Origin of the sequence: Rathayibacter sp. VKM Ac-2759, assembly GCF_009834225.1 — a bacterium.
Lineage (GTDB): Bacteria > Actinomycetota > Actinomycetes > Actinomycetales > Microbacteriaceae > Rathayibacter.
Genome location: NZ_CP047176.1, coordinates 1,673,710 through 1,700,520, shown reverse-complemented (window position 1 = coordinate 1,700,520; position 26,811 = coordinate 1,673,710). Strand labels below are relative to the sequence as shown.

Sequence of the window (26,811 nt, the reverse complement as noted above, 5' to 3'; positions counted from 1 at the left end):
GGACGACGGGGCGCGAGAGGTGCCGCGCGCCCTGCGCCGGATCAGTGTAGACGGTGACCGGGAGGGGTTCTCCGAGCCGCGCGGAGGAGCGTCATCGGCGCGACTGCAGCGCGAGCTCGACGAGGTCGACGAGCCGTTCGGAGCCGTCGCGGACGCCGACCGAGGCCGCTCGGCGACCCATCTCGTCGCGCCGCGCCGCGTCGTGGAGCAGGGGGACGAGGGAGGCGTCGACCCAGGCCGGCAGGAAGGCGGCGTCCTCGACGAGGACCGCCCCGCCCGCATCGACGACGCCTCGCGCGTTGAAGCGCTGCTCGCCGTTGCCGACCGGGTAGGGGACGTAGACCGCGGGCAGGCCCAGCGCGCTCAGCTCGCTCACCGTCGCGGCACCGGCCCGCGAGACGGCGAGATCGGCGGCCGAGAGCGCCAGATCCATCCGGTCGCAGTACGAGAGGAGGTGGTAGCCCTCGAGCCCGGGGTCGGTGATCTCGGCGCGGTCGCCCGTGATGTGCAGGATCTGGAAGCCGGTCGCGAGGACGGCCGGGGCGGAGGCGTGCACCGTGGCGTTGATCCGGCGGGCTCCGAGGGAGCCGCCGGTCACGAGGAGGGTCGGGCGCCCGGGGTCGAGCCCGAACTCGCGCACGGCCGCGTCGCGCTGCGCCGCGCGATCCAGTCCGGCGATCTCGCGGCGGAGCGGCATGCCGACCGTCCGCGCGTGCGGGAGCGGCGTGCCGTCGAAGGCGACGCCGACCCAGGGCGTGGAGCGGGCGCCGAGGCGGTTGGCGAGGCCCGGGCGGGCGTTCGCCTCGTGGACGACGAAGGGGACCCGGGCGCGCCGGGCGGCGAGGTACGCGGGAGCGGCCGCGTAGCCGCCGAAGCCGACGACCGCGTCGATCCGGCGCTCGCGGATCGTCCGCACGATGCCGTCGACCGTCGACCGGAAGGCGGCCGGGAAACGCAGCGCGGCGGCGTTCGGCCGGCGCGGGAAGGGCAGGCGCGGGATCACCGAGAGCTCGTAGCCGCGCAGCGGGACGAGCCGCGCCTCCAGCCCCTCCGCGGTGCCGAGGACGAGGACCTCGTCGTCGGAGCGGCGGGCGCGGATCTCGTCGGCGGTCGCGAGCAGCGGATTCACGTGCCCGGCGGTGCCTCCGCCGGCCAGGAGGAAGCGGGTCACTTCGCGACCGCCTCGCCGTGGCGGCGACCGGCGCCGAGCACGGGGAGAGGCGCGGTCTGCGTGCGCGCGAAGGAGAGGACGACGCCGATCGCGATCAGCGAGCTGACCAGGGCGGTGCCTCCCGAGGAGATGAGCGGCAGAGGGACCCCGAGGACCGGGAGCACCCCCAGCACGACGCCGATGTTGACGAACGCCTGGCCGATGAGCCAGACCATGACCGCGCCGGTGGCGATGCGGACGAAGGGATCCGTCGAGGCGTGGATCACGCGGAAGAAGGCGACGGCCAGGACGACGAAGAGCGCGAGCACCACGATCGCACCGATCAGGCCGAGCTCCTCGCCGATGATCGCGAAGATGTAGTCGTTGTCCGCGGCGGGGAGCCACGACCACTTCGCCTTCGAGTTGCCGAGACCGACCCCGAAGATCCCGCCGGACGCCATCGCCCAGGTGCCGTGGACCGGCTGCCAGCACGAGTTCTGGTAGTCCTCGATGTTCGAGCAGTCGCCGAGGAAGGACATGATGCGGGTCAGCCGGTTCTCGCTCGAGACCGCGAAGAGCACGGCTCCGACGGCGCCGATGAGCACGATGGGGATGATGACCCGCATCCGCATGTTCGCGTAGAACAGCGCCGCGAGGACGATGCCCGCCATGATCACGACCGTGCCGAGGTCGCCGCCGAGCAGGACGAGCCCGATCGAGCCGCCCGCGACGATCCCGACCGGGATCAGCGCGTCCTTCCAGTCCTTCGGACCGCGGTAGCGACGGGCGAGGAGCAGGCCCAGCCAGAGTGCGAGACCGAGCTTGATGACCTCGGAGGGCTGCATGGTGAAGGCGCCGAGGCGGATCCAGTTGGTGTTGCCGCCGACCGACCAGCCCAGAGGGGTGAAGACGACGAGCACCTGGAAGAAGCAGCCGACCGCGAGGATCGCCGGCGTCGCCTTCTTCCAGAAGGCGACCGGGAGCCTCGAGACGACCAGCATCAGCGGGACGCCGAGCAGCGCGAAGCCGCCCTGGCGGTAGAAGCCGCCGAACGAGTCGTCACTGCTGACGTAGGAGGTCACGGACGAGGACGAGAGCACCATCGTGAGACCGAAGAGCACGAGGAAGAGCGTCGTGCCGAAGAGGAGGTAGAAGTTCGGCGACTCCGAGGCGAAGACGCGCGAGAGCACGATCCGCGCCGTGCGGGCGCCGCCCTTCCGGGAGCCCTTCGCCGCGGCCTTGCCGGACTCAGTGCGGGAGCGACCCGGGAGCCTGCTCGTCGTCGGAGCGGTCATCGGCCCCTCCTCCCAGATACGTCGTCACCGCGGCCGCGAACGAGCGGCCTCGGGCCGCGTAGTCGCGGAACTGGTCCATCGACGCCGCGGCGGGCGCGAGCAGCACGACATCACCCGGCAGGGCGAGAGTCGCCGCGGCCTCGACGGCCGCCTGCATCACCGCCCCAGTCTCATCCGCCACCACCTCGGTCACGGGGAGTTCGGGCGCGTGTCGCCGGAATGCCTCGAGGACGGCCGCGCGGTCGACTCCGATGACCACGGCACCCCGCAGACGGCCGACGTGGGCAGCCACCAGGGAGCCGACGTCGACGCCCTTCAGCAGCCCGCCGACCAGCCAGACCACCGACGGGTAGGCGCGGAGGGAGGCGTCCGCGGCGTGCGGATTGGTCGCCTTGGAGTCGTCGACCCAGGTCACTCCCGCGTTCTCGGCGACGACCTGGATGCGGTGCGCGTCGAGCTCGAAGACGGCCAGTGCGCGCCGGACGGCGCCCGGTTCGATGCCGCAGGCGCGCGAGAGGGCGGCCGCGGCGAGGACGTTCTGGACGATGTGGGGCGCGGCGAGGTGACGGGCCGCCAGCTCCTCGACCGTGGCGATCTCGATCGCGCTGGTCCGCCGGTCCTCGAGGAACGCGCGGTCGCAGAGGATGCCGTCCACGACGCCGAAGTCGCTCGGACCGGGGACGCCGAGCCCGAAGCCGATGGCGCGCGCGCCCTCGATCACCTCGGCGTCGAGCACCATCTGCTCGGTCGCCGCGTCGGACCGGTTGTAGACGCAGGCGACCCGCGTGTTCGCGTAGACCTTCGCCTTCGCCGCGCGGTACTCCTCGAACGAGCCGTGCCAGTCGAGGTGGTCGTCGGCGATGTTGAGGCAGGCGCTCGCGATCGGCTCGATGGCACCGAGGTAGTGCAGCTGGTAGCTCGAGAGCTCGACCACGAGCACGTCGAAGCCCTGGGGATCGCGGACGGCGTCGAGCACCGGGACGCCGATGTTGCCGCACGGGGCGGCGCGGAGACCGCCCGCGACGAGCATGCTCGCCGTCAGCTGCACCGTCGTGGTCTTGCCGTTCGTGCCGGTGACGGCCACCCACTCCGCGGGCGTGCCGTCGGCCCGGGTGACCTTGTCGCGCACCCGCCAGGCCAGCTCGACGTCGCCCCAGAGGGCGATGCCCGCCGAGACGGCCCACTCGACGATCGGATGCGTCGGGCGGAAGCCGGGCGAGACGATCACGAGCTCGGGGTCGAAGCCGGTGAGCTCCGCGGGAACGGCGTCGAGGTGCTCCGCGCGGTGCAGTCGGGCGCCGATCACCTCGAGGAGGCGCTCGCGCTGCTCGTCCGCGCGATCGGCGAGGACGAGCACGTCCGAGCCGAGCTCGGTCAGGGTGTCGGCGACCGAGAACCCGGTCACGCCGAGTCCGAGCACGGCGACGCGGAGACCGCGCCAGTCGGAGTGCCAGCTGCGGAGGGCATCGAGGCGGGCGACGAGAGCGGGATCGGTCATGCCAGGGAGAGCCATTCGAGGTAGAAGAGCCCGACGCCTGCGGCGACGAGGATGCCGGCGATGATCCAGAAGCGGACCACCACCGTGATCTCGGCCCAGCCCTTGAGCTCGAAGTGGTGGTGGAGCGGACTCATCAGGAAGATCCGCTTGCCCCGGGTGATCTTGAAGTAGATCCGCTGCAGGATGACCGAGCCGGTGACGATCACGAAGAGGCCGCCGATCAGGATGACCAGCAGCTCGGTGCGGGTGAGGATCGCGAGGGCCGCGAGCGCGCCGCCGAGGCCGAGCGACCCGGTGTCTCCCATGAAGATCTGCGCGGGAGAGGTGTTCCACCAGAGGAAGCCGACGAGCGCGCCCGAGATCGCCGCGGCGATGATCGCGAGGTCGAAGGGGTCGCTGACCTGGTAGCACTTGTCGGCGACCTCGGGGTTCAGCTGCGCGTCGTAGCACCACTGGTTCGACTGCCAGAAGCCGATGATGACGTAGGAGCCGATGGCGAGGATCGACGATCCGGTCGCGAGGCCGTCGAGGCCGTCGGCGACGTTCACGCCGTTCGAGGTGCTCGTGACGATCACGCAGATCCAGAGCACGAAGAGCCCGATGCCGATCCAGCCGAGAGAGGCGAAGTCGAGCGGCAGATCGCGGATGAACGAGATCGAGGTCGAGGCCGGAGTCAGGCCGTTGGAGTCGCGGACCATGATCGCGATCACGGCGAAGGCCGCCGCGACGATCACCTGTCCCGCGATCTTGGCCCAGCCGCCCAGGCCGAGACTGCGCTGGTTGCGGGTCTTCAGGAAGTCGTCGATGAAGCCGACGAAGCCGAGCCCGACCATCATGAACAGCACGAGCAGCGCCGAGGGGGCGACCGCCCGGTTGCCGAACAGCATCCCGAGGAAGTAGCCCGCGACGGTGGCGATGATGATGACGATGCCGCCCATCGTCGCCGTGCCGTGCTTGACGTGGTGCGACTGCGGTCCGTCCTCGCGGATGAACTGACCCCACTTCAGCCGGTGGAAGAGCCGGATGAACAGCGGCGTCAGCAGCAGCGTGAAGGCGCCGGAGAAGGCCCCGGCCAGCAGGAGTGCTCTCATCGGTGACGCTCCCCGAGTCGGTCGCCGAGGAATCGCAGGCCGGCGGAGTTGGACGACTTCACCAGCACGGTGTCACCGCTCTGCAGGTAGCCCTCGAGGAGCGCGTACGCCTCGTCGGCGGTCTCGACGAAGACGGACTCGCCGCTCCAGGACCCCTCGCGCTCGGCGGCCACGTGGATGCGGCGCGCTCCGGCGCCGACGACGACGATCTGCGCGATGTTCAGGCGCACGGCCAGGAGTCCCACGCGGTCGTGCTCCTCGTCGGCCCACTCCCCCAGCTCGCTCATCTCGCCGAGCACGGCGACCGTGCGGCCGCCGGGCCTCGCGATCTGCGCGAGGGTCCGCAGGGCGGCGGCGGTGGAGTCGGGCGAGGCGTTGTACGCGTCGTTGACGACGGTCACGTCCGGGCCGCCGAGGACCTGCATCCGCCAGCGCTCGGCGAGCGTGACCGTCGAGAGCGCCTCGACGATCGACGGGAGGGGGACGCCGACCGAGAGCGCCGCAGCCGTCGCCGCGAGGGCGTTCATGACGTGGTGCTCGCCGAGGACGCGGAGGAACAGCTCGGCCCGGCCCGCCTCGCGGCCCTCGCCGGCGGTGACCTCGATGGTGAAGCGCGTGCCCTCAGCCGAGGACTCGACATCGACGGCGCGCACATCGGCGCCCTCGCCGCGCCCGAACCAGAGCACGCGGGCGGCGGTGCGGCCCGCCATCGACGCGACACGGCCGTCGTCGACGTTGAGCACGGCGACGTCGTCGGCCGTGAGGTCGGCGACCATCTCGGTCTTGGCCTCGAGGGTGCGCTCGATCCCACCGAACTCCCCTGCGTGCGCCAGGCCGACGGCGAGGACGACGCCGACGTCGGGCTTGGCCATCCGCACGAGGCGGCGGATCTCGCCCACGGCGCTGGCGCCCATCTCGGCGACGAGGAACCGTGTCGACTCCGACACCTGGAGCATCGTGATCGGCGCACCGACCTCGTTGTTGAAGGAGCCTCGGGGCGCGACGGTCTCGCCGACCCGCTCGAGCACGGTGCGCAGCAGGTTCTTGGTCGTGGTCTTGCCGTTCGAGCCGGTCACGCCGACGACGGTGAGGCCGCCCAGGGCGCGCACGCGGCGGACGACCTCGGTCGCCAGGGCGCCGAGCGCCTCGACGGAGTCCTCGACCAGCACCTGCGGGACGTCGAGGTCGAGCGGGCGCTCCACGATCAGCAGGGCCGCGCCGTTCTCGACGGCGACCGGCGCGAAGAGGTGGCCGTCGGTGTGCTCGCCGCGCTTGGCGACGAAGATCCCGCCCGGCGCGATCTCGCGGGAGTCGGTCTCGGTCGCTCCGCTGACGACGGTCGACGCGTTCGAGGACGCGCCGGCGAGGTGGAGCCGACCGGAGACGGCGGCGGCGATCTCGGTGAGGGTCAGGGCGATCATCTAGAGCCAGCCCGCCTCACGCAGGGCCTGACGGACGTCGTCTCGGGCCGAATACGGCATGTGCACTCCTGCGATCTCCTGGTAGTCCTCGTGACCGGGTCCGGCGTAGAGGATCGAATCGCCCTCGCGCGCGAGCGCGACGGCGGCGCGCACGGCGGCGCGCGGGTCGGGGATCTCGTGGATCTCCCGATCCGGGACGGCCGAGGCCGCCGACTGGACGAGGACCGCGCGGATGGCCGCCGGGTCCTCCCAGCGCGGGTGGAAGTCGGTGACGACGACGACGTCGGAGAGCCGGGCCGCGATCGCGCCCATGTCGGCGCGCTTCGTCGTGTCGCGGTCGCCGTCGGCGCCGAACACCATGATCAGGCGGCCGGGGGTGAGGGCGCGCAGAGCCTCGAGCGCATTCGTGAAGGCGTCGGGGGTGTGCCCGTAGTCGACGTAGACGCTCGGTCCGCGATCGCCCGACACCCGCTCGGCGCGGCCGGGGATGTAGACGTCGAGCCGTCCCTCCTCGAGCACGTGCGCGATCGCGTCGAGGTCGAAGCCCGACTCCACGAGCATCACGATCGCCAGCGCGGCGTTCGCCGCCATGTACCAGCCGATCAGGGGGACGCTCACCTCGACGGAGCGGTTCTCCGGGCCGTCGAGGCGGAACGTGGTCTGCTCGGAGGTGCTGCGGATCACGGTCATCGACCAGTCGGCGTCGGTCGTGGGCGGAGCGCCCACGACCGGCGAGCTCGCGAGGGTCGCGACCGGGATGCGGCTGCGCTCCGCGAGCTGCCTGCCCCAGACGCTGTCGACCGTGACGACTCCGCGACGCGCACGATCGGGCTGGAAGAGGTCGGCCTTCGCGTCGAAGTAGTGCTCCATGTCGGCGTAGTCGTCGAGATGGTCGTGGCTGAGGTTGGTGAAGCCGACGACGTCGAAGACGAGGCCGTCGATCCGGTGGCGGCTGAGCGCCTGAGCGGACACCTCGATCGAGACGGCCCGCACGGCCGACTCCCGCATCCGGGCGAGCAGGCCGTGCAGCTCGCTGGCCTCCGGTGTCGTCAGCGAGCTCGCCACGGCGAGGTCGCCGATGCGCCGCTCCGCCGTCGAGCTGAGGCCGGAGACGACCCCGAGGCGGCGCAGCAGCGCGTCCAGGATGTAGACGACGCTCGTCTTGCCGTTGGTGCCCGTCACGCCGAACAGCGTGGGCACGTCCTCCCGGGTGCGGTGGATCCAGGAGGCGACGTCGCCGAGCGCCGCGCGAGGGTCGGGGGTCACGAGGACGGGGAGTCCGGACGCGCCCGCCAGGGCCGCGCCCTCGGGGTCGGTCAGGACCGCGACCGCTCCGGAGGCGGCGGCGTCGGCGGCGAACGCCGCTCCGTGCGCCGACCGTCCCGCGACTCCCACGTAGAGGTCGCCCGCCTCGACGCGGCGCGAGTCGAGCGTGACACCGCTGACCTCGACGCCCTCGACTCCGCGGACCGGGCCGAGCGAGAACTCCGTCACCAGCTGCGACAGCGAGCGGGGCACCGGGTGCTCCGGGCGGAGGGAGGTCTGCGGGCGAGTGTCGTGCAATGCCCGCTCTTTCTCTCGATCTGGTGCGTGTGGTGCGTGTGGTGCGTGGGTGTCCGGAGGGGTCACCACGTGGTGGGGTACTCCACCGGCGGCACCGTCGACGGCTCCACCCTGTTCGTCTTCAGCACCTGCGTCATGACCTGCTGGAACACGGGGGCGGTCGCCTGGGACGTGTTCATCTTAACCGGATCGGCGATGGTGACCGTCACGACGTACTCCGGGTCCTCCGCCGGCGCGAGACCCGCGAGCGAGACCGTGTAGCTCGACGAGTAGCCGCCGTTGCCGTCCGGCTGCTGCGCCGTGCCCGTCTTGGTGGCGATGTTGTAGCCGTCCACGTGGATGTAGTCGGCGAGCCAGCCCTCGTTGTAGTGCGTCTGCAGCATGTCGACGACGTCCTCCGCCGCGGACGCGGAGACGACCTGCGTCCCCGTCGAGTCGGGCACGTCGACGACGGAGCCGTCGGCCATCGTGCAGCCGGACACGAGCTGAGCGGGCAGGCGCACGCCGCCGTTGCCGAGCGTCTGATAGATCCCGGCGACCTGGATGGCCGTGGCCGAGACGCCCTGGCCGAACATGGTCGTGTAGTTCGTCTGGTTGTCCCAGTCCTGGTAGTCGGCCAGCTGGCCGCCGGACTCGCCGGGGAAGTCGACCGCGGTGGCGGTGCCGAGGCCGAACTTCGTCATGTAGTCGTAGCGCTTCTCGGCCGAGAGCTTCGAGCCGAGCGTCGCGATGCCGACGTTGGACGAGTCCTTGAGGATCCCCGTCAGCGTGTAGTTCGTCGGAGTGTGCGCGAAGTCGTCGCTGAAGGAGGCGCCGTCCTTCTCGAACGTGTCGGGGATGACCGCCTGAGTGGTGGGAGTCGCGAGACCCTGGTCGATGAGCATGGCCGCGGTCATCGGCTTGAACGTCGATCCGGGCTCGAACGGGCTCTGGAACGCGCGCGAGCCGCGGTCGGCCGCCGCGCTGCCGGAGACGTTGTTCGGGTCGACCGTGGGCGTCTCGGCGACGGTGAGCAGCTTGCCGGTCTTGACCTCCTGCACGACGACGATCCCGTAGCTGCCGCCGACCTCGGCCACGCGGGCCGAGAGCACCTGCTGGGCGTAGTACTGCAGATCGGCGTCGATGGTGAGCTGCACCTGTCCGCCGTCGACGGCGGGCGTCTCGGAGACGGTGCTGCCGGGGATCCGGACGTAGTCGGCGCTGCGCTCGTAGCTCTCGGAGCCGTTCGCGCCGGCCAGGCAGGTGTTGTCCGCGTACTCGATGCCCTCCTGGGCGGCGCCGTCCGCTCCGACGTAGCCGATGAGGTTGCCCGCGACCGCGCCGTTGGGATAGGTCCGGCCCTGCTGCGTCTCGAAGTAGGTCCACGGGATGTCGAGCGCGATGAGCTTCTGGTACGCCTCGAGGTCGAGGCCCTCCGAGAGGATCAGGTAGTTCGACTTCGCGTCCTGCGCCAGCGCACCGTTCACGGCCGCCGTGATCTGCTCGACCGTCTGGCCCGTGATCGCGCCGATCTCCGAGGCGGCCTGCTCCACGCTGACGACGACCTCCTGGCCGTCCGCCATCTCGCGGAGGAACGGCGCCACGTTCTTCGGCGACGTCGTGAGCCGGTAGCGCGTGGTCGTGTCGGCGAGGACGGTCCCCGAGCGGTCGACGATCGTGCCGCGCGTGCCGTAGGTGACGACGCTGTTCGACTGGTTCTGCGCCGCCTCGTCGGTCAGCTCGTTCGCCCGGACGATCTGGATGTCGACCAGCTTGCCGATGAAGAGGCCGACGATCGCGATGATGATGACGAAGGTGACGGCGGTGCGTCGCCTGCTTGACCGGTGGTGTCTCACTGCGGAGCTGTCCTTCTTCCTCCGGGCGGCGGCGCCGTCCTTCGTCGTGGCCGGACCGGGTCGCGGCGGATCGAGCGGGCGGTGGTCAGTGGGTGATCGGAGCGGGGAGCTCGCCCTGCAACGGTACGGCCGAGGTCGCCGAGGCGGCGGAGGACGCGCTCGCGTCGACGGACGCCGCCGGCGCGATCAGCGCGTTCGGCACCAGCGTCGAGGCGGCCGTGGTGCCGACCTCGCTCGCGGCCGCCGAGGTCGGGTCGCCGAGCACGGCGCCGTCCGACAGCCGGAGGTAGACGGGAGCGGTGTTCGCGACCATCCCGAGCCCCTGCGCGGCCGTGGCCAGGTTCTGCGGCGAGCTGAGGGTGTCGACCGCGTCCTGCTTCTCGGCGTTGCTGCGGGTGAGCGTCTTCTGCTCGGTCTGCAGCGCCGAGATCTGGTACGCGCCCTGCGAGAGCCCGACGCTCACGAGGAGCTGGACCACGATGATCGCGAAGAGGCCGGCGACGGCCACGATCCCGTAGACGAGCTTCGGGCGCGGGGTCTTGGCCGCGTCGGGCACGGCCTCGATGCGGGGCCGCTCGGCGGGAGCACCGGTCCGGGCCGGCCGTGCGGCGTGCTCGATGTCGATGACGGGTTCGATGACTGCGGTGGCGCTCATGCGGTCCTCCTGATCCTCTCGGCCGCGCGCAGGCGCACGGGTGTTGCTCGGGGGTTGTGTGCCTTCTCGTCGTCGGACGCGAGTTCTGCGCCGCGGATGACGAGCCGGAACTCGGGTCGGTGCTCGGGGAGCTCCATGGGGAGCCCCTCCGGCGCTGTGGACGAGGAGGCGGCGTGCAGCGCGCGCTTGACGATGCGGTCTTCGAGGGACTGGTAGGCCTCGACGACGATCCGCCCGCCGACGGCGATGCGCTCGAGCGCCGCGGGGATCGCGCGCTCCAGCACCGACAGCTCCTGGTTGACCTCGATGCGCAGAGCCTGGAACACCCGCTTGGCCGGGTGCCCGTTGCGCTGGATCGCGACCGGGGTCGCCGCCTGGATGATCTCGACGAGCCGCCCAGAGCGCTCGATCGGAGCCGCGCTCCGCGCCTCGACGATCCGCTTCGCGTACCGGGCGGCAAGGCGCTCCTCGCCGTACTCGTGGAAGATGCGGCGGAGGGAGATCTCGTCGTAGTCGGCGAGGATGCTCGCCGCCGTGAGCGGCGCCGTGGCGTCCATCCGCATGTCGAGCGGCGCGTCCTTGGAGTAGGAGAAGCCGCGCTCGGTCTCGTCGAGCTGGAGGGACGAGACGCCGAGGTCGAAGAGAGCGCCGTCGATCTCGTCGATGCCGAGCCCGTCGAGCACCTCGGGCAGCTCGTCGTAGACGGCGTGCACGAGGTCGATCCGCGACGAGTGGGCCGCGAGCCGCTCCCCCGCGAGCTCGAGCGCCTCCGGGTCACGATCGAGCCCGACGAGGTGCAGCCGGGGGAAGCGCTCGAGCAGGGCGAGCGAGTGCCCGCCCATGCCGAGAGTCGCGTCGACGAGGACGGCGCCGTCGCGCTCGAGCGCCGGAGCGAGCAGTTCGATGCAGCGCTCGAGCAGCACCGGGACGTGGCGCTCCTCGGTCGGGCGCACGCCCTTCTTCTGGGAGCGTTCGGGCTTCTCGGAGTCTTCGGTCATGGTGGTCCCGTCGTCCCGTTCCTGCCGCCCGATCCCCATCCAGCTCACGACCGGACACCGGGGAAGGTGCGTCCGGGCGCCGAGTGGCTGGGAGTCGCGCGGCAGGAGCTAGAACAGGCCGGGGATCACCTCCTCCTGGGTGTCGGAGAACACGGACTCCTGCTCCTGCAGGTAGGTCTCCCAGGCGCCCTGCGCCCAGATCTCGGCGCGGTTGCCCGCACCGATGACGGTGAGGTCGCGGTCGAGACCCGCGTAGGCGCGCAGCGGGGCCGGAAGCGTGACGCGGTTCTGCTTGTCGGGAGTCTCGGCGCTGGCGCCGGAGAGGAAGACGCGGAGGAAGTCGCGAGCCTGCTTGCTGGTGACGGGCGCCTGGCGGATCTTCTCGTGCATCACCTCGAACTCGCTCTGGCTGAACACGTAGAGGCACCGCTCCTGCCCGCGCGTGACGACGACTCCGGAGGAGAGCTCGTCGCGGAACTTAGCGGGGAGGATCACGCGGCCCTTCTCGTCGAGCTTGGGGGAATAGGTGCCGAGGAACACTGGCTGCCCCCCACTTCTTCCGGCCAAGGATGGTGTGTCCTCCACAGTACTCCACTTCCCCCCACCCACAACCCCGGCGCGCGCCGCGGCGCGCCGAAGAGTGCCCCGTCATCCGCGAGATTCCGCGGGACTCCAGCGGTGGAGCGGAGTGGAGGAGGAGAAGCCGCCCAGGGAGGATCCGGGCACGAAAAAAGGGCCGATCCGTGAGGATCGACCCTGTGGGTGGTACGGAGTGGGGCTAGCTGCGGCCGTCCCCGCGGTTGTCCCACCGCTCGTTGAGGCGGTCCATGAAACCCGAGCCCTGGCGACCGCTCGACGGTCGCGGCTTGGCCGTGCGTCCGGCGGTCGGCAGTCCCGACTCGGCGGAGCCGCCGGCGGCGGGGCGCATGGCGACGACGACACCCGCGAGCATGAGGGCGAAGCCCCCGACGCCCACCAGGGGCTGGCGGATCGCGACTCCGGTCACGAGGACCGCGAGGCCCACGATCGCGAGGAGGATGCCGAGCACGAGCGCCCGGTAGTTGGTACCGCCGCGCCCCTTGCTGACCGCTGCCACGAAATCGGCGTCGTTCTGATAGAGGTTGCGCTCCATCTCGTCGAGGAGCCGTTGCTCGTGTTCCGAAAGCGGCATCGTTACCCTCTCAGGGTGTGGCGTCGGCGGGAGTGCGTCGGCGGGTGTGCGGAAACTGATCACGACCGCGCGGGTAGCGCTTCAGTGTAGACCGGGGCTCTGCACGGGCGCTAGACGCCGCTCGGGCGACGCCCGGTCGTGCATAGGCTGGTCGGGTGAACCACAGCACTCGTCTGGTCGATCGCGTCCAGTTCCGAATCGAAGACTTCCTCGCCGGGCGCACGCCAATTCTGCGCTCCCTCGGAGAGGACGTCCGGGCCCTCGGCGACCTTTCGCGGGACTTTCTCAGCGGGGGGAAGCGGTTCCGGGCGCGCTTCTGCGAGGCGGGCTGGACCGCTGTCTCGGCCGTCCCCAGCGAGCAGCATCCGAGCGGCTCCGACCCGATCGCCCGGGTGGGCGCGAGCCTCGAGCTCTTCCACGCCGCCGCCCTCGTCCACGACGACGTGATCGACAACTCCGACACCCGCCGAGGGGCCCCGGCGGCCCACCGCCGCTTCGCCGCGCTGCACGGAGCCGGCGGCTGGACGGGCTCCGCCGACGAGTTCGGCCGCTCCTCCGCGATCCTGCTCGGCGATCTGCTGCTGGTCTGGTCGGACGAGATCTTCGCCGACGCCGAGTGGTCGCTCGAGGACCGCGCGAGCGCCGCGCGAGCGCGAGCCGAGTTCAACCTGATGCGCACCGAGGTGACCCTCGGCCAGTACCTCGACATCCTCGAGGAGAACGCCTGGGTCGGGCACCCCGAGCACGAGCACCTCGCCCGGGCGGAGCGGGTCGTCGTCTACAAGAGCGCGAAGTACAGCATCGAGGCCCCCCTCGCCATCGGCGGCTCCCTCGGCGGAGGGGACGACGCGCAGCTCGACGCCCTCCGGCGCTTCGGCCTGCCGCTCGGCATCGCCTTCCAGCTCCGCGACGACGTGCTCGGAGTCTTCGGCGATCCGGCCGTGACCGGCAAGCCGGCCGGCGACGACCTCCGCGAGGGCAAGCGCACCGTGCTGCTCGGGCTCGCCAGGGCGGCGGCATCGGAGGCGGAGCGGGCCGAGCTCGACGCCGTCGTGGGTCGCACCGACGCCTCGGCGTCCGACATCGCCCGCGCCCAGGAGATCGTCTCGGCGAGCGGAGCGCTCGACCTGCTCGAGGAGCGCATCCGCCGCGAGGTCGACAGCGCGCTCGACGTGCTGCCCGGTGCTCCGCTGCGCGAGGAGGGCGTGGCCGAGCTGCGCGAGCTCGCCGAGCGCGTCAGCGTCCGCGCGGCCTGATCGGACCCGGGTGCGTCTCGTCAGCCGGCGCTGATCAGGCCAGCGCCTGCGCGACCCGGCGCACCTCGGCCTTGCGGCCGGCGCGGAGGGCGAGGACGGGGCTCGTGCCGAGGCTCTCCTCCGTCGACAGCATCCACCGGACGGCTTCGTCGTCGGAGAAGCCCGAGTCGCCGAGAAGGATCGCCGTTCCCCGGATCTCGCTCATGGGCTCGCCGTCGCGGAGGAACAGGGACGGCACCTTGAGGACCCCGTCGCGGCGGGTGGCGATCAGATGCCGCTCGTCGAGCAGCCGGCGGACCCGGCTCACGTTCAACCCGGTCAGCTCGACGAGATCGGGGATCGTCAGCCACTCGGTGTCGGAATCGGGCGAGGGGGCTGCGGAAGCGGACGAGTCGGTCACCCGTCAAGAGTGCCACGCTCCCAGGGGCCTTCCAAGCTCACCCGGCCGCCGGAGAGGCCGCTCCCCCGCGTTGCTCACGGGTTCGCCGAACGCTCTTGCCTAGACTCGTCGCGTGACCACCAGCCAGCTCGATCCCCTCCTCGGCCGTCTCGTCGACGGCCGCTACGAGGTGCGCTCGAAGATCGCCCGCGGCGGCATGGCGACGGTCTACCTCGCGAACGACCAGCGCCTCGACCGCCGGGTCGCGATCAAGATCATGCACGGGCACCTCTCGGACGACCAGGTCTTCAAGAACCGCTTCGTCCAGGAGGCGCGCTCGGCCGCACGTCTGGCGCACCCCAACGTGGTCAGCGTCTTCGATCAGGGCCAGGACTCGGACATGGCGTACCTCGTCATGGAGTACCTGCCGGGTCTCACCCTGCGCGACCTGCTCAAGGAGCGCGGGCGGCTGACGGCCCAGCAGGTGGTCGACATCATGCACTCCGTGCTGTCGGGGCTCGCGGCGGCGCACCGGGCGGGGATCCTCCACCGCGACCTCAAGCCCGAGAACGTCCTGCTCGCGGACGACGGCCGCATCAAGATCGGCGACTTCGGCCTCGCGCGCGCGGCCTCCGCCAACACCGCCTCGGGTCAGGCGCTGCTCGGGACCATCGCCTACCTCTCCCCCGAGCTGGTCACCCGCGGCACCGCCGACACCCGCAGCGACATCTACGCCATCGGCATCATGATCTACGAGATGCTCACCGGCGAGCAGCCCTTCACGGGCGAGCAGCCGATGCAGATCGCGTACCAGCACGCGAACGACTCCGTGCCCTACCCGAGCGCCAAGGTCCCCTCGGTCCCCACCTCCCTCGACGAGCTCGTGCTGTGGGCGACGGAGCGCGACCCGGACATGCGCCCCCGCGACGCGGGCGTCATGCTCTCGCAGCTGCTCGAGGCCGAGCGGCTGATGGGCATCACTCCGACCGACAGGCGAGGCGACACCCAGGCCCTCACCCCGCTGCCGGCGGACCCCGGCCCCGCGACCGCCGCGATCTTCGATCCGGCCACCCCCGGTCAGACGACCGTGCTCGACGAGCCGGTCGAGGAGGCCGCCGACGAGGACGCCGTCGCCCGGCTCGCCGCTCGGCGCCGCGTGCGCCGCCGCCGCGGGGTCCTCCTGACCGTCGTCGTCCTGCTCCTGGCGCTCCTCGGCGGAGGAACCGCCTGGTGGTTCGGCGAGGGACCGGGCGCGATCGTGTCGATCCCGGACGTCGTCAGCAAGTCGCAGGACGAGGCCACGGCGGAGCTGCAGGCGCAGGGCTTCGAGGTCTCCCCTCAGCAGATGCCGGACCTCACCGTGCCCGCGGGTCTCGTGATGAGCTCGGATCCGCCCGGCGGCCAGGGCGTGCACAAGGGATCGGTCATCACGCTCACCGTCTCGAGCGGGCCGCGGCAGCTCGAGGTGCCCGCCCTCGCCGGCCTCTCGCAGGACGAGGCGACGGCCGCCATCACGAACGGCTCGTTCACCCCGGGCGAGGTGACGAAGATCTTCGACGCCGACGTGGCGGCCGGAGTGGTCATCTCGGCGTCGCTGCCCGACGGCTCGGCCCTGCCCGCCACCATGTCCGAGACCAGCACCATCGCGATAGTCGTCAGCCTCGGCTCGATCCCCGACGTCGTCGGCCTGTCGCTCGAGGAGGCGACCGACGCCGCCGAGAAGGCGGGACTGGCCATCGACAGCAGCGGCGAGGACTGGAGCGACACCGTCCCCGCCGGCGTCGTGCTGACGCAGGCGAACCCGGAGGCGCCGGCGACCACCGGCGACACCATCTCGGTCGTCGTGTCGAAGGGACCGGAGCCCGTCGCCGTCCCCAACGTCGTCGGCATGACCCGCGACCAGGCGAAGGCGGCCCTCGACGCCGTCGACCTGACGTGGAGCTACCTCCTGTCGAGCTCGCTGATCGACGCGGTGCCCGACGCGGCCACGAAGGTGACCGCGCAGTCGTACGCGGCCGGCGCGCCCGTCCAGCGCGGCACCAGCGTCCAGCTCTCGATCACCATCACGATCTGAGTCCGAATCGTCTTGTGGAGAGAGCGCGAGCGCCCTCTCCACCGCAGTCGGCGGGCGAGGTGGTTGCGCTCCAGAGAGCGTGTCGCCTTCGGCTAGAGCGAATCGCTGGCACGCGATTCACCCGTTCGGCAGTGCTTCCACGCGGAGCCGGCGCGGGCGCCGCCTCCGCCGCAGTCAGCGCTCCGAAGTGGTCGCGATCCGCAGAGCGTGTTGCGTTCGGCTAGGGCGAATCGCTGGCACGCGATTCACCCGTTCGCCTCGGAGAGGGCGGGTGGTCTGCAGGTGCGCCGCTGACAGCTCGATCGCGATACGCCCCAGCTGCTGATCGAGTAGCCCGTGGAGCGGGCGTATCGAGATCCCGACCCTCAGAAGGCTGAGGCTGATGACCCTCCTGCTGAGGGGGTGGGGTCTCGATACGCCCCTCCGGGGCTACTCGACCAGCAGGCAGGCATGCAGCGACGTGACGGGTGCCCAGTCCCGGGCGATTCGCCGCTGCGCCATCCCTGCTGATCGAGTAGCCCATGGAGCGGGCGTATCGAGATTCCGACCCTCAGAGGGCTGAGGCTGATGACCCTCCTGCGGACGGGGTGGGGTCTCGATACGCCCCTGCGGGGCTACTCGACCAGCAGGCAGGCATGCAGCGACGTGACGGGCGCCCAGTCCCGGGCGCTTCGCCGGCGCACCACCCCTGCTGATCGAGTAGTCCGCAGAGCGGGCGTATCGAGATCCCGCTCCTCAGAAGGCTGAGGGTGATGACCCTCCTGCGGACGGGGTGGGGTCTCGATACGCCCCTGCGGGGCTACTCGACCAGCATGCAGGCAGCGACGTGACGGGCGCCCAGTCCCGGGCACTTCTCCGGCGCACCACCCCTGCTGATCGAGTAGTCCGGGGAGCGGGCGTATCGAGATCCCGCCCCTCAGGGGGCTGAGGCTGATGACCCTCCTGCTGAGGGGGTGGGGTCTCGATACGCCCCTGCGGGGCTACTCGACCAGCAGGCCGGCGGGTCACCGCAAACGCCGCAGGTCCCATCGCACCATCCCTGCTGATCGAGTAGCCCGTGGAGCGGGCGTAACGAGATCCCGCCCCTCAGAGGGCTGAGGCTGATGACCGTCCTGCTGAGGGGGTGGGGTCTCGATACGCCCCTGCGGGGCTACTCGACCAGCAGGCCGGCAGCGACATGACGGGCGCCCAGTCCCGGGCGCTTCGCCGGCGCGCCACCCCTGCTGATCGAGTAGCCCTCGCAGAGGGCGTATCGAGATCCACCGTCCCCGGAAGGCGAGGGCTGCGGTCCCCTCCTCCTGAACCCCGCGGGTTCACTCGACCGGCAGGCCGGCAGCGAGCGTCACGCGGGCCGGACGTCCAGCGTCGGACGCCACAACGTTCGGACACGCCGCCGCCCGACCAGCCGACCCCGTCTCAGGCGAACGGGTGAATCGCGTGACCGCGATTCGCCCTAGCCGAACGCGGGACGCTCTCCGGGACGCAACCACGCTGGGAGCCGACCGCGGTGAGGGGAGCGCTCGCGCCCCCCTCACCGAATGGCACCCTCGTCGCGGAGGCGCTACGGCAGCGCTCAGCGCTGCCGCAGCTCCTCCGCGACGAGGAACGCGAGCTCCAGCGACTGCATGTGGTTGAGGCGCGGGTCGCAGACCGACTCGTAGCGGGTGGCGAGGTCGGCCTCGTCGATCTGCTCGGAGCCGCCGAGGCACTCGGTGACGTCGTCGCCGGTGAGCTCGACGTGGATGCCGCCGGGGTGCGTTCCCACGGCGCGGTGCGCCTCGAAGAAGCCCTTGACCTCGTCGACGACGTCGTCGAAACGACGGGTCTTGTAGCCGGTGGGCGTCGTGAGGCCGTTGCCGTGCATCGGGTCGGTGACCCAGAGCGGCAGTGCGTCGCTCCGCTTGACCGCCTCGAGCAGCGGCGGGAGGGCGTCGCGGATCTTCCCCGCGCCCATCCGCGTGATGAAGGTGAGGCGGCCGGGCTCGCGGTCCGGGTCGAGCTTCTCGATCAGCTCGAGCATCGTCTCGGGTGTCGTCGAGGGGCCGAGCTTCACGCCGATCGGGTTGCGGACGCGCGACAGGAAGTCGACGTGCGCGCCGTCGAGCTCGCGGGTCCGCTCGCCGATCCAGATGAAGTGGCTCGACGTGTTGTAGGGCGTGCCGGTGCGCGAGTCGATCCGCGTCATGGGGCGCTCGTAGTCCATGAGCAGGCCCTCGTGGCCGGTGTAGAACTCGGTGCGCTTCATCCCCTCGAAGTCGGCGCCGCACGCGACCATGAACTTCACCGCGCGGTCGATCTCGCGGGCGAGCTGCTCGTAGCGCTGGTTCTGCGGGTTCTCGGTGAAGCCCTTGTTCCAGTAGTGCACGAGGCGCAGATCGGCGAAGCCGCCCTGGGTGAACGCGCGGATCAGGTTCAGCGTCGACGCGGCCGTGTGGTAGCCCTGCACGATGCGGCGCGGGTCGGCGGTGCGCGACTCCGGAGTGAACTCGTAGCCGTTCACGATGTCGCCGCGGTACGCGGGCAGGGTCACGTCGCCGCGCGTCTCGAGATCGCTCGAGCGCGGCTTGGCGAACTGGCCGGCCATGCGCCCCATCTTGATGACGGGCATGCTCGCGCCGTAGGTGAGGACGACCGCCATCTGCAGCACCGTCTTGACGCGGTTGCGGATCTGGTCGGCGGTGGCGCCGGCGAAGGTCTCGGCGCAGTCGCCGCCCTGCAGGAGGAACGCCTCTCCGCGGGCCGCGTTGCCGAGGCGCTCGCGCAGCTGGTCGACCTCGCCCGCGAAGACCAGCGGAGGCAGCCCCGCGACCTCGGCGGACGCCGCCTTCACCGCGTCGGCGTCGGGCCACTGCGGCTGCTGCTTGATCTCGAGCTCGCGCCAATAGTCCAGGCCGGCGACCACGGAGGGGGCGGCTTGGACGTACGGTTCGTTCGGATCGATGACCACGAGGGTGTCCTGGTTCTGACGGGCGCGCGGGGCGCAGGATACGGCCGTCCGGACGGACGGCAGCGGTTGACGAGCTTATCGCCTCGCGAGGGGCTCCCCCGGGCGTCGGCCGGAGCGCTCGGCGCGTGCTCAGCGGGTGAGCGCCGCGCGCTTCTCCTTGACCGACGTGGCGTAGACGTCGAGGTACTCCTGACCGCTGAGGGCGAGCAGCTCGTACATGATCTCGTCGGTGATCGAGCGCAGGATGAACCGGTCGCCCTCCATGCCCTCGAAGCGGCTGAAGTCGAGCGGCTCGCCGAAGACGATCCCGATGCGGCCGAGCTTGGGGAGGCGGCTGCCGATGGGCATGATCCGCGCGGTGTCGATCATCGCGACGGGGATCACGGGGACCCGCGCCTCGAGGACCATGCGGGCGACTCCGGTGCGGCCGCGGTACATGCGCCCGTCGGGACTGCGGGTGCCCTCCGGGTAGATGCCGAGCGCCTCGCCGCGCGAGAGGACGCGCAGGCCCGTGTTGAGCGACGCCTCCGACGCCTTGCCGCCCGAGCGGTCGATCGGCAGCATCCCCGTCGCCGTGAAGAACATCTTCGTCGCCCAGCCCTTGAGGCCCCTGCCGGTGAAGTAGTCGCTCTTGGCGAGGAACACCATGTTGCGCTCGATCACCAGTGGCAGGAAGACGGAGTCGATGAACGAGAGGTGGTTGCTCGCGAGGATCACGCCTCCCGTCGGCGGGACGCGGTCGGCGCCGACCACCCAGGGGCGGAAGATCGTCTTCAGGAGGGGTCCCGCGACGATGTGCTTCATGAACCAGTAGAACAACGGTCGACTCCTCAGCGAATCTGTCGGTGCAGCATCTCGAGCGGCGCTCAGAGGGTGCTGGCGTGCAGGCGGGCCAGGTCGGCCGCCCCCACGACGCCTGCGTCGTTCACCAGCTCCGCGATCCGGAACTCCGGCTCGGGGTGGTAGCCCCGGGCGGGCAGGTTGTCGAGATAGGCCTGACGGATCGGGTCGAGCAGGAGGTCGCCCGCCTGCGCGACTCCGCCTCCGATCACGAACATCTGGGGGTCGAGCACGGCACTCAGGCTGGCCGCGGCCTCGCCGAGCCAGTGGCCGAGCTGGCGCAGCGCCGCGAGGGCCCCGAGGTCGCCGCTCGTGATGAGCTCCGAGATGACGCGGCCGTCGAGCGTGCCGCCGTTGCGGGTGCGCGCGTCGGCGATGCCCTGCCCGATGCCGCCGGCGTCGGCCAGCTCGCCGGCGAAGCGCTGCAGGGCCCGCCCGGAGCCGTACTGCTCGATGCAGCCGCGGGCGCCGCAGCCGCACGGCAGGCCGCCGGGGACGACCCGCATGTGGCCGATCTCGGCGGCGGCGCCGAAGCCGCCGCGCAGGAGGCGGTCGTTGATGACGATCGCGCCGCCGACCCCGGTGCCGATGGTCAGCATGAGCATGTCGCTGACGAGGCGGCCGGAGCCGTAGCGGAACTCGGCCCACCCGGCCGCGTTCGCGTCGTTCTCGATGATGATCGGCAGGTCGATCCGGGCCGAGAGCTTCTCGCGGAACGGCTCGTTGCGCCAGTTGATGTTGGGGGCGTAGTAGACGATCGACTGCGAGGCGTCGATGAAGCCGGCGGCCGCGACACCGACGGCCGCGACGTCGCCGGCCGGCAGACCCTCGCGCAGTCGCTCGACCATCTCGACCACCACGTCGACGATGAGCTCGGGATGACCGGCGGGCGTCGGCTGGCGGTCCTCCCGGAGGATCCCCCCGAACTCGTCGACGAGCGCTCCCGCGATCTTCGTGCCGCCGATGTCGATACCGATCGCGTGCACGCGAACCGCCCTTCCCTCGCCCCGTCGACGCCGGAGCGCCGTCGATCCGCCTCGTTCGGCGACCACAACGAGTGTAGTGACCGGGTGACGCCCCGAAGCGGTCGGGTGATCGTGTCGGAGGAGCAGGGCCGCCGCCGTCCACGAGCGCGACCGTGACGCACAGCCTGAGTGGATGTACAGCTTCGGCTCCGCAGGTAGGCTGGAGCCGACGTTCGTTCAGGTTACGAAGGAGTTGCCGTGGAACAGTTCGATTCCCCCCTCGTGGTGGCCGCAGACCCGCATGCGAACACGACGGCGCTGCTGCTCGACCGCGTGCGCGAGAGTCCGGACCGCCCCCTCTTCGCCCTCCCCGACGGCGACGGCTGGCGCGATGTCACCGCTCAGCAGTTCCTCGACCAGGTGGTCGCGCTCGCCAAGGGCTTCGTCGCCTCGGGCATCGAGCCGGGCGAGAAGATCGGGCTGATCTGCAAGACCCGGTACGAGTGGACGCTGATCGACTTCGCCGTCTGGTTCGCGGGCGGCGTCCTGGTGCCGGTCTACGAGACCTCCTCCCCCGCGCAGGTGCAGTGGAACCTGGCCGACTCCGGAGCCCACGCCGTCATCGTCGAGACGGCCGACCACTTCGCCCGCTTCGACGAGGTCCGCGCCGACCTGCCCGAGGTGCGGACCGCCTGGCAGATCGGACTGGGCGACCTCGACAAGCTCGCGCGGCGCGGAGTCGACGTCCCGGACGCCGAGATCGAGCGCCGACGCTCGCTCGCCACGGGCTCCGACATCGCGACGATCATCTACACCTCCGGGTCCACCGGCCGCCCCAAGGGCTGCATCATCCGCCACTCGAACTTCGTCGAGCTGAGCCGGAACTCGGCGGTCGCGCTGACCGAGCTGATCCACCAGCCCGGCGCCTCCACGCTGCTCTTCATCACGACGGCCCACGTCTTCGCCCGCTTCATCTCGATCCTCTGCGTGCACGGCGGAGTGAAGGTCGGGCACCAGGCCGACACCAAGCAGCTGCTGCCCTCGCTCGGATCGTTCAAGCCGACCTTCCTCCTGGCCGTGCCGCGGGTCTTCGAGAAGGTGTACAACTCCGCCGAGCAGAAGGCCGAGGCGGGTGGCAAGGGCAAGATCTTCCGGCGGGCGGCCGATGTCGCCGTGGCCCACTCGATCGCGGTGGAGGCCGGATCGGTCCCGCTCGCGCTCAAGCTGCAGTTCCTCCTCTTCGACCGTCTCGTCTACTCGAAGCTGCGGACGGCGATGGGCGGCAACGTGCGCTTCGCCGTGTCGGGATCCGCTCCGCTGGGCGACCGCCTGGGCCACTTCTTCCACAGCCTCGGGATCAAGATCCTCGAGGGCTACGGCCTCACCGAGACCACGGCGCCCGCGAGCGTCAACCGCACCGAGCGCTTCAAGATCGGCACCGTCGGCCCGGCGATGCCCGGAGTGTCGATCCGCATCGCGGACGACGGCGAGATCCAGGTGCGCGGGATCGACGTGTTCGGTGGCTACTGGAACAACGAGGCGGCGACGGCCGAGGCCTTCGACGGCGAGTGGTTCCGCACCGGCGACCTCGGGACGCTCGACGAGGACGGCTATCTCCGCGTCACCGGGCGCAAGAAGGAGATCATCGTCACCGCCGGCGGCAAGAACGTCGCCCCGGCCGCCCTCGAGGATCCGATCCGCGCGAACCCGCTCGTGGGGCAGGTCGTCGTCGTGGGCGACCAGCGGCCGTTCATCGCCGCGCTGATCACTCTCGACCCCGAGATGCTGCCGACGTGGCTCGGCAACAACGGACAGAGCTCGAGCCTCTCGCTCGAGGACGCGGCCGTGAACCCGGCGGTCCTCGCCGAGGTGCAGCGCGCCGTCGACGCCGCCAACGCGACCGTGTCCCGCGCGGAGTCGATCCGCAAGTTCGTCATCCTGCCCACCGAGTTCACCGAGGCGAGCGGACACCTCACCCCGAAGATGAGCATCAAGCGCAGCGTGATCCTCGCCGACTACGCGGACACCATCGCGGCGGTGTACTCGGCGGCGCCGGCTACCGAAGGCATCTCGCTCCGATAGGTGCGGCGTGGGCTCCCGACGTCCGGGGGCGGCGCCGCGCTGAGCCGGCCTCCGGCTCAGAAGAAGGCATGCGGACTCAGAACCAGGGCTGGGCCCTGACGGACTTCATCGCGGCCCGGCGGTCCTCCTTGGAGAGGCGGTCCAGGTAGAGGCGGCCGTCGAGGTGGTCGCACTCGTGCTGGAGGGCCTGGGCCATCAGGCCGTCGCCCTCGAGGACGATCTCGTTGCCGTCGAGGTCGGTCCCGCGCACCTTGGCGTGCGGGTAGCGGATCGCGGGGTACCAGAGGTTGGGGACGGAGAGGCAGCCCTCGTCGACGGGCTGCGGTTCTCCGCTGAGCTCGACGATCTCGGGGTTGAGGATGTAGCCGATGACGCCGTCGACGTTGTAGCTGAACGCGCGGAGGTTGACGCCGATCTGGGGAGCGGCGACGCCGGCGCGGCCGTCGGGCCGGACGCTGTCGACGAGGTCCTCGACCAGGCCGCGGATGCCGTCGTCGATCGCTCCGATCGGGTCGGAGACGGTCTTGAGCACCGGGTCCCCGAAGAGTCGGATCTGGCGTTCGGTCATGTGGTGCGCTCCCTCAGGGCCTCCTCCGCCGACAGGAGGGCGTTCTCGATGACTTCGCTCGCCGCGGGGTGCGGCCAGTACTGGCTGCGGGCGAGTCCGCGGATGCCGACCCCGGCGCTGGCGGCCTGGACGAGCGGCTGAATGAGGATACTCGCCTGCGGCCCCATCAGGTGGGCGCCGAGCAGTGCGCCGTCGAGACCGACGACGAGGGTGCACACGCTCGAGTCGTCCTCGAGGGCCCAGCCGTAAGCGGTGGAGCCGTACTCCTGCGTGACCGAGACGGCCTCGACACCCGCCTCCGCCGCCTCCGCCGCCGTCATGCCGAAGTAGGCGAGCTGCGGGTGGGCGAAGATCGCGGACGGGACGGGCGAGAGCGTGTTCGAGAGCAGCTCGGCGGGGTGCAGCAGGTTGTGCGCGACGATCCTGGCCTCGTGGTTCGCGACGTGCTTGAGCTGCCACTCGGACGAGACGTCGCCGAGGGCGAAGATCCCGGGCACAGGCCGCCCTCCCGAGAGCACCCGCTGCTCGGTGTCGACCGCGATGCGGCCGTCGTCGTGCAGGTCGATGCCGACGGAGGCCGCCGCCACGGTGTCGCTGTTGGGCTCGCGTCCGAGGGCGACCAGCACGACGTCCGTCTCGACGCTCGATCCGTCGTCGAAGGCGACCACGAGGGAGTCGCCCACCGCGTCGATGCCCGAGGCCGAGACTCCGGTGCGCACGTCCCAGCGCTCGCGCGCCAGCGCGGTGAAGCGCCGGGCGATGTCCTCGTCGAGCGCGCGGAGGAGGCGGTCGCTCCGCACGGCGATCGTCACCGCGGTGCCGAACGCCGCGAACACGTGGGCGAACTCGACGGCGACGGCACCGCCTCCGAGGATCACCATCCGCCGCGGGAGCTCGCCGATCCGCATGATCGACGAGGAGTCGTGGATCCGCGGGTCGGGATCGTAGGCGGCCAGGAGCGGGCGGGGGCGGGAGCCCGCGGCGACGACGACGGTCGGCGCGCTGATGCGGGTGCCGCTCGCGCTCGCGAGCACGTGCGGCGTCGTGCCGTCGCCGAGGGACTCGAAGCCGAAGCTCTCTCGGTAGAGGGTGACGTTCTCGGAGCGGTGCGCGCGGTAGTCGAGGCCGCCCTCGCTGATCGAGTCGGTGCGCCCGAAGACGCGGTCGCGCACCTCGGGCCAGCTCGGGCGGGCGACCGAGGCGTGCAGCCCGATCGGATCGGCCTGGTCGACATCGGTCACCACGTCGGCGACGTGCACGAACATCTTGGTCGGGATGCAGCCCGCGTTGAGGCAGGTGCCGCCGAACCACTCGCCGTCGTCGAGGAGGGCGACCCGCCGGCCGGCGAACTCGGGCCCGACGATCGAGTTGCCCGATCCCGCACCGATGACGATCAGGTCGAACGAGCGCGGGGCGTCGATCCCGTCGGCCTCGACTCCGCGGGAGTCGAGGACCTCAGGCACGACGGACCGGCATGCCCTCGACGACGAGCGCGGCGAGACGGCGCGCCGCGTCCTTGGTCGCCGGGCGCAGCTGCTGCCACTTCACGACGGAGCCGGCGGCCAGCACGGGGTCGTAGGGTATGCGGACGATGTCGCGCACCCTCGACCGGAAGTGCGACTCGATCTCCTCGAGCTTGACGAGGCTGGCGCTGTCGGTCGCCGTGTTGAGCGCGACGACGGCGTTCTTGACCAGGTCGCCGTGGCCGTTGGCGTCCAGCCAGGTCAGAGTCTCGGAGGCGAGCCGGGCCTCGTCGATGCTGCCGCCGGAGACGATCACCACGGTGTCGGCGCGCTGCAGCGTGGGGCGCATGACCGAGTGCACGATCCCCGTCCCGCAGTCGGTGAGCATGATCGAGTAGAAGCGCTCGACGAGATCGGCGACGACGTTGTAGTCGTCCTCGTCGAACGCCTCGGACAGCTGCGGGTCGGTGTCGGAGGCGAGCACGTCGAGACGGGTCTCGTCGCGCGACACCATGGTCGAGAAGTCGGTGAACCCGGTGACTCCGGAGGCGCGGTTCACCACGTCGCGGACGGTCGAGCGGGTCTGCTTCGGCACGCGCTCGGCGAGCGTGCCGCGGTCGGGGTTGGCGTCGACCGCGATGATGCGGTCCTCGCGCGCGTCGGCGAGGGCCATGCCGAGGAGGGTCGTGACGGTGGTCTTGCCGACCCCGCCCTTGCGCGTCATCACCGGGACGAAGCGGGTCCCGCCCTCGAACTGGCGGCCGATCCGCTCGTCGAGAGCCTTGTAGGCCTGCACCTTGGCGGAGTCGCCGAGGTTGACGGCGTGGAAGGTGAGGCCGTAGACGAAGCGGTTCCAGCCTCCGGTCGGCGCCGGCCGGGTCTTGCGGTTGACCTCGAGGAGGCGGTCGGGGGTGAGCATCGAGGACGATTCCGGCGCGCCGGATCCCGCGGCGCCGTGCTCGGCCCGCAGCCGGTCGCGCCGCGTCTCGCCCCGGGCGGTCTCGGTGTCGGCGGGCTCGGACTCGCGGTTCTCGCCGCGGCCCCTCGGACGCTCCCCCGTGTCCTCCGGCAGGACCGAGACGTCGTCGCGCGACGGGTAGCCGGCCGAGACCGGGCGGATGGCGCCGGACGCGTCCGCAGGAGCGGGAGCGACGTCCACCGGCCGGGTCGACGGGATGCCGAGCGTGCCGACGTCGATCGACTCGTCCTCGACGGGAGCGGGTGCGCTCGACCGCCGCATCGGCGGCGGATCGAGGCGGATGCCGTCCGGGATGCGCGTCGGAGCGGTGTCGCTCGCCCGCGGCACGTACTGCGCCGACTCCCGGGCCGCGTCGAGCGCGGTACGGGGCGTGGGGCCGGTGTCGGTGTCGGGCTGTTCGTCGTTGCGCTCATCCATGCGAACGAGCCTCCTTCCGCTTGGGGTCAGTCTACCGAGGGCCTCCTGGCGGGCCCGTGGGCTGGAGCCCGGCCAAGGAGTCCTGCTAGGACGTGTCGAGCACGATCTCGCGTGCTCCGCCCGGTCCGGTCGACCGTGCCCGCCTCGGCGTTCTCTCGTCCACC

21 protein-coding genes are annotated in these 26,811 nt (G+C 71.2%); 3 read left to right on the top strand and 18 right to left on the bottom strand.

Annotated elements, in window-relative coordinates:
• Positions 1–91: 91 nt before the first annotated feature.
• The 11 genes from GSU68_RS07790 to GSU68_RS07740 form a co-directional block, all read right to left on the bottom strand.
• Entirely contained in the window at positions 92–1,171 is a 1,080-nt protein-coding gene (locus GSU68_RS07790; protein WP_159907030.1) for a UDP-N-acetylglucosamine--N-acetylmuramyl-(pentapeptide) pyrophosphoryl-undecaprenol N-acetylglucosamine transferase, read from the bottom strand.
• A complete protein-coding gene (gene ftsW / locus GSU68_RS07785; protein ID WP_159907028.1) occupies positions 1,168–2,445 on the bottom strand; it encodes a putative lipid II flippase FtsW in 1,278 nt (425 codons plus the stop codon). Before ftsW ends, GSU68_RS07790 begins: the two co-directional genes overlap by 4 nt.
• Positions 2,399–3,943 (bottom strand): UDP-N-acetylmuramoyl-L-alanine--D-glutamate ligase, encoded by a 1,545-nt coding sequence (gene murD, locus GSU68_RS07780; RefSeq protein ID WP_159907026.1) that lies wholly within the window; start codon positions 3,941–3,943, stop codon positions 2,399–2,401. The genes ftsW and murD overlap by 47 nt, the downstream gene beginning before the upstream one ends.
• Positions 3,940–5,034 carry a phospho-N-acetylmuramoyl-pentapeptide-transferase gene (gene mraY / locus GSU68_RS07775; RefSeq protein WP_159907024.1) on the bottom strand — a complete coding sequence of 365 codons (1,095 nt, stop codon included), beginning with the start codon at positions 5,032–5,034 and terminating at the stop codon, positions 3,940–3,942. Before mraY ends, murD begins: the two co-directional genes overlap by 4 nt.
• Positions 5,031–6,455, bottom strand: a complete 1,425-nt coding sequence (gene murF, locus GSU68_RS07770) for a UDP-N-acetylmuramoyl-tripeptide--D-alanyl-D-alanine ligase (RefSeq protein WP_159907022.1) — start codon at positions 6,453–6,455, stop codon at positions 5,031–5,033. The genes mraY and murF overlap by 4 nt, the downstream gene beginning before the upstream one ends.
• The gene (locus tag GSU68_RS07765) at positions 6,456–8,018 is read right to left on the bottom strand and encodes a UDP-N-acetylmuramoyl-L-alanyl-D-glutamate--2,6-diaminopimelate ligase (protein ID WP_159907020.1); all 1,563 of its coding nucleotides are present in this window, start codon (positions 8,016–8,018) and stop codon (positions 6,456–6,458) included.
• A 62-nt stretch (positions 8,019–8,080) separates the two neighbouring features.
• On the bottom strand, positions 8,081–9,853 hold the full coding sequence (locus GSU68_RS07760) for a penicillin-binding protein 2 (RefSeq protein ID WP_244259430.1): 1,773 nt from the start codon (positions 9,851–9,853) through the stop codon (positions 8,081–8,083).
• Positions 9,854–9,938: 85 nt separating this feature from the next.
• Positions 9,939–10,508, bottom strand: a complete 570-nt coding sequence (locus tag GSU68_RS07755; RefSeq protein ID WP_159907018.1) for a hypothetical protein — start codon at positions 10,506–10,508, stop codon at positions 9,939–9,941.
• Positions 10,505–11,506 (bottom strand): 16S rRNA (cytosine(1402)-N(4))-methyltransferase RsmH, encoded by a 1,002-nt coding sequence (rsmH, locus tag GSU68_RS07750; protein ID WP_159907016.1) that lies wholly within the window; start codon positions 11,504–11,506, stop codon positions 10,505–10,507. Before rsmH ends, GSU68_RS07755 begins: the two co-directional genes overlap by 4 nt.
• 108 nt (positions 11,507–11,614) lie before the next feature.
• A complete protein-coding gene (gene mraZ / locus GSU68_RS07745) occupies positions 11,615–12,046 on the bottom strand; it encodes a division/cell wall cluster transcriptional repressor MraZ (protein WP_056043126.1) in 432 nt (143 codons plus the stop codon).
• Positions 12,047–12,284: 238 nt separating this feature from the next.
• A complete protein-coding gene (locus GSU68_RS07740; protein ID WP_159907014.1) occupies positions 12,285–12,677 on the bottom strand; it encodes a DUF3040 domain-containing protein in 393 nt (130 codons plus the stop codon).
• Positions 12,678–12,832: 155 nt separating this feature from the next.
• Here GSU68_RS07740 and GSU68_RS07735 point away from each other — a divergent pair, with 155 nt between their 5' ends.
• Positions 12,833–13,933, top strand: a complete 1,101-nt coding sequence (locus tag GSU68_RS07735) for a polyprenyl synthetase family protein (RefSeq protein ID WP_159907012.1) — start codon at positions 12,833–12,835, stop codon at positions 13,931–13,933.
• 34 nt (positions 13,934–13,967) lie between these two features.
• On the opposite strand, the gene GSU68_RS07730 is transcribed toward GSU68_RS07735, so the two are convergent.
• Positions 13,968–14,333, bottom strand: coding sequence for an Rv2175c family DNA-binding protein (locus tag GSU68_RS07730; RefSeq protein ID WP_244259429.1), 366 nt, complete (start codon positions 14,331–14,333; stop codon positions 13,968–13,970).
• A gap of 112 nt (positions 14,334–14,445) precedes the next feature.
• Here GSU68_RS07730 and pknB point away from each other — a divergent pair, with 112 nt between their 5' ends.
• A complete protein-coding gene (gene pknB, locus GSU68_RS07725; RefSeq protein ID WP_159907010.1) occupies positions 14,446–16,386 on the top strand; it encodes a Stk1 family PASTA domain-containing Ser/Thr kinase in 1,941 nt (646 codons plus the stop codon).
• Positions 16,387–17,959: 1,573 nt separating this feature from the next.
• Here the strand turns inward: pknB and GSU68_RS07720 are convergent.
• From GSU68_RS07720 to GSU68_RS07710, 3 genes are all read right to left on the bottom strand, one after another.
• Entirely contained in the window at positions 17,960–19,288 is a 1,329-nt protein-coding gene (locus GSU68_RS07720; protein WP_159910186.1) for a 3-deoxy-7-phosphoheptulonate synthase class II, read from the bottom strand.
• A 174-nt stretch (positions 19,289–19,462) separates the two neighbouring features.
• On the bottom strand, positions 19,463–20,152 hold the full coding sequence (locus GSU68_RS07715) for a lysophospholipid acyltransferase family protein (protein WP_159907008.1): 690 nt from the start codon (positions 20,150–20,152) through the stop codon (positions 19,463–19,465).
• 47 nt (positions 20,153–20,199) lie between these two features.
• On the bottom strand, positions 20,200–21,159 hold the full coding sequence (locus tag GSU68_RS07710) for an ROK family glucokinase (protein WP_159907006.1): 960 nt from the start codon (positions 21,157–21,159) through the stop codon (positions 20,200–20,202).
• A gap of 237 nt (positions 21,160–21,396) precedes the next feature.
• Here GSU68_RS07710 and GSU68_RS07705 point away from each other — a divergent pair, with 237 nt between their 5' ends.
• Positions 21,397–23,220 carry an AMP-dependent synthetase/ligase gene (locus tag GSU68_RS07705; RefSeq protein WP_159906994.1) on the top strand — a complete coding sequence of 608 codons (1,824 nt, stop codon included), beginning with the start codon at positions 21,397–21,399 and terminating at the stop codon, positions 23,218–23,220.
• Between the two features lie 76 nt (positions 23,221–23,296).
• Here the strand turns inward: GSU68_RS07705 and def are convergent, their stop codons facing one another.
• Genes def through GSU68_RS07690 form a run of 3 tightly spaced genes read right to left on the bottom strand, consistent with a single transcriptional unit; the run spans position 23,297 to position 26,647 of the window.
• Complete coding sequence (gene def / locus GSU68_RS07700; protein ID WP_159906992.1) at positions 23,297–23,788, bottom strand: peptide deformylase; 492 nt, start codon at positions 23,786–23,788, stop codon at positions 23,297–23,299.
• On the bottom strand, positions 23,785–25,251 hold the full coding sequence (locus GSU68_RS07695; RefSeq protein ID WP_244259428.1) for a mycothione reductase: 1,467 nt from the start codon (positions 25,249–25,251) through the stop codon (positions 23,785–23,787). Before GSU68_RS07695 ends, def begins: the two co-directional genes overlap by 4 nt.
• The gene (locus GSU68_RS07690; protein WP_244259427.1) at positions 25,244–26,647 is read right to left on the bottom strand and encodes a MinD/ParA family protein; all 1,404 of its coding nucleotides are present in this window, start codon (positions 26,645–26,647) and stop codon (positions 25,244–25,246) included. The genes GSU68_RS07695 and GSU68_RS07690 overlap by 8 nt, the downstream gene beginning before the upstream one ends.
• Between the last annotated feature and the right edge of the window lie 164 nt (positions 26,648–26,811).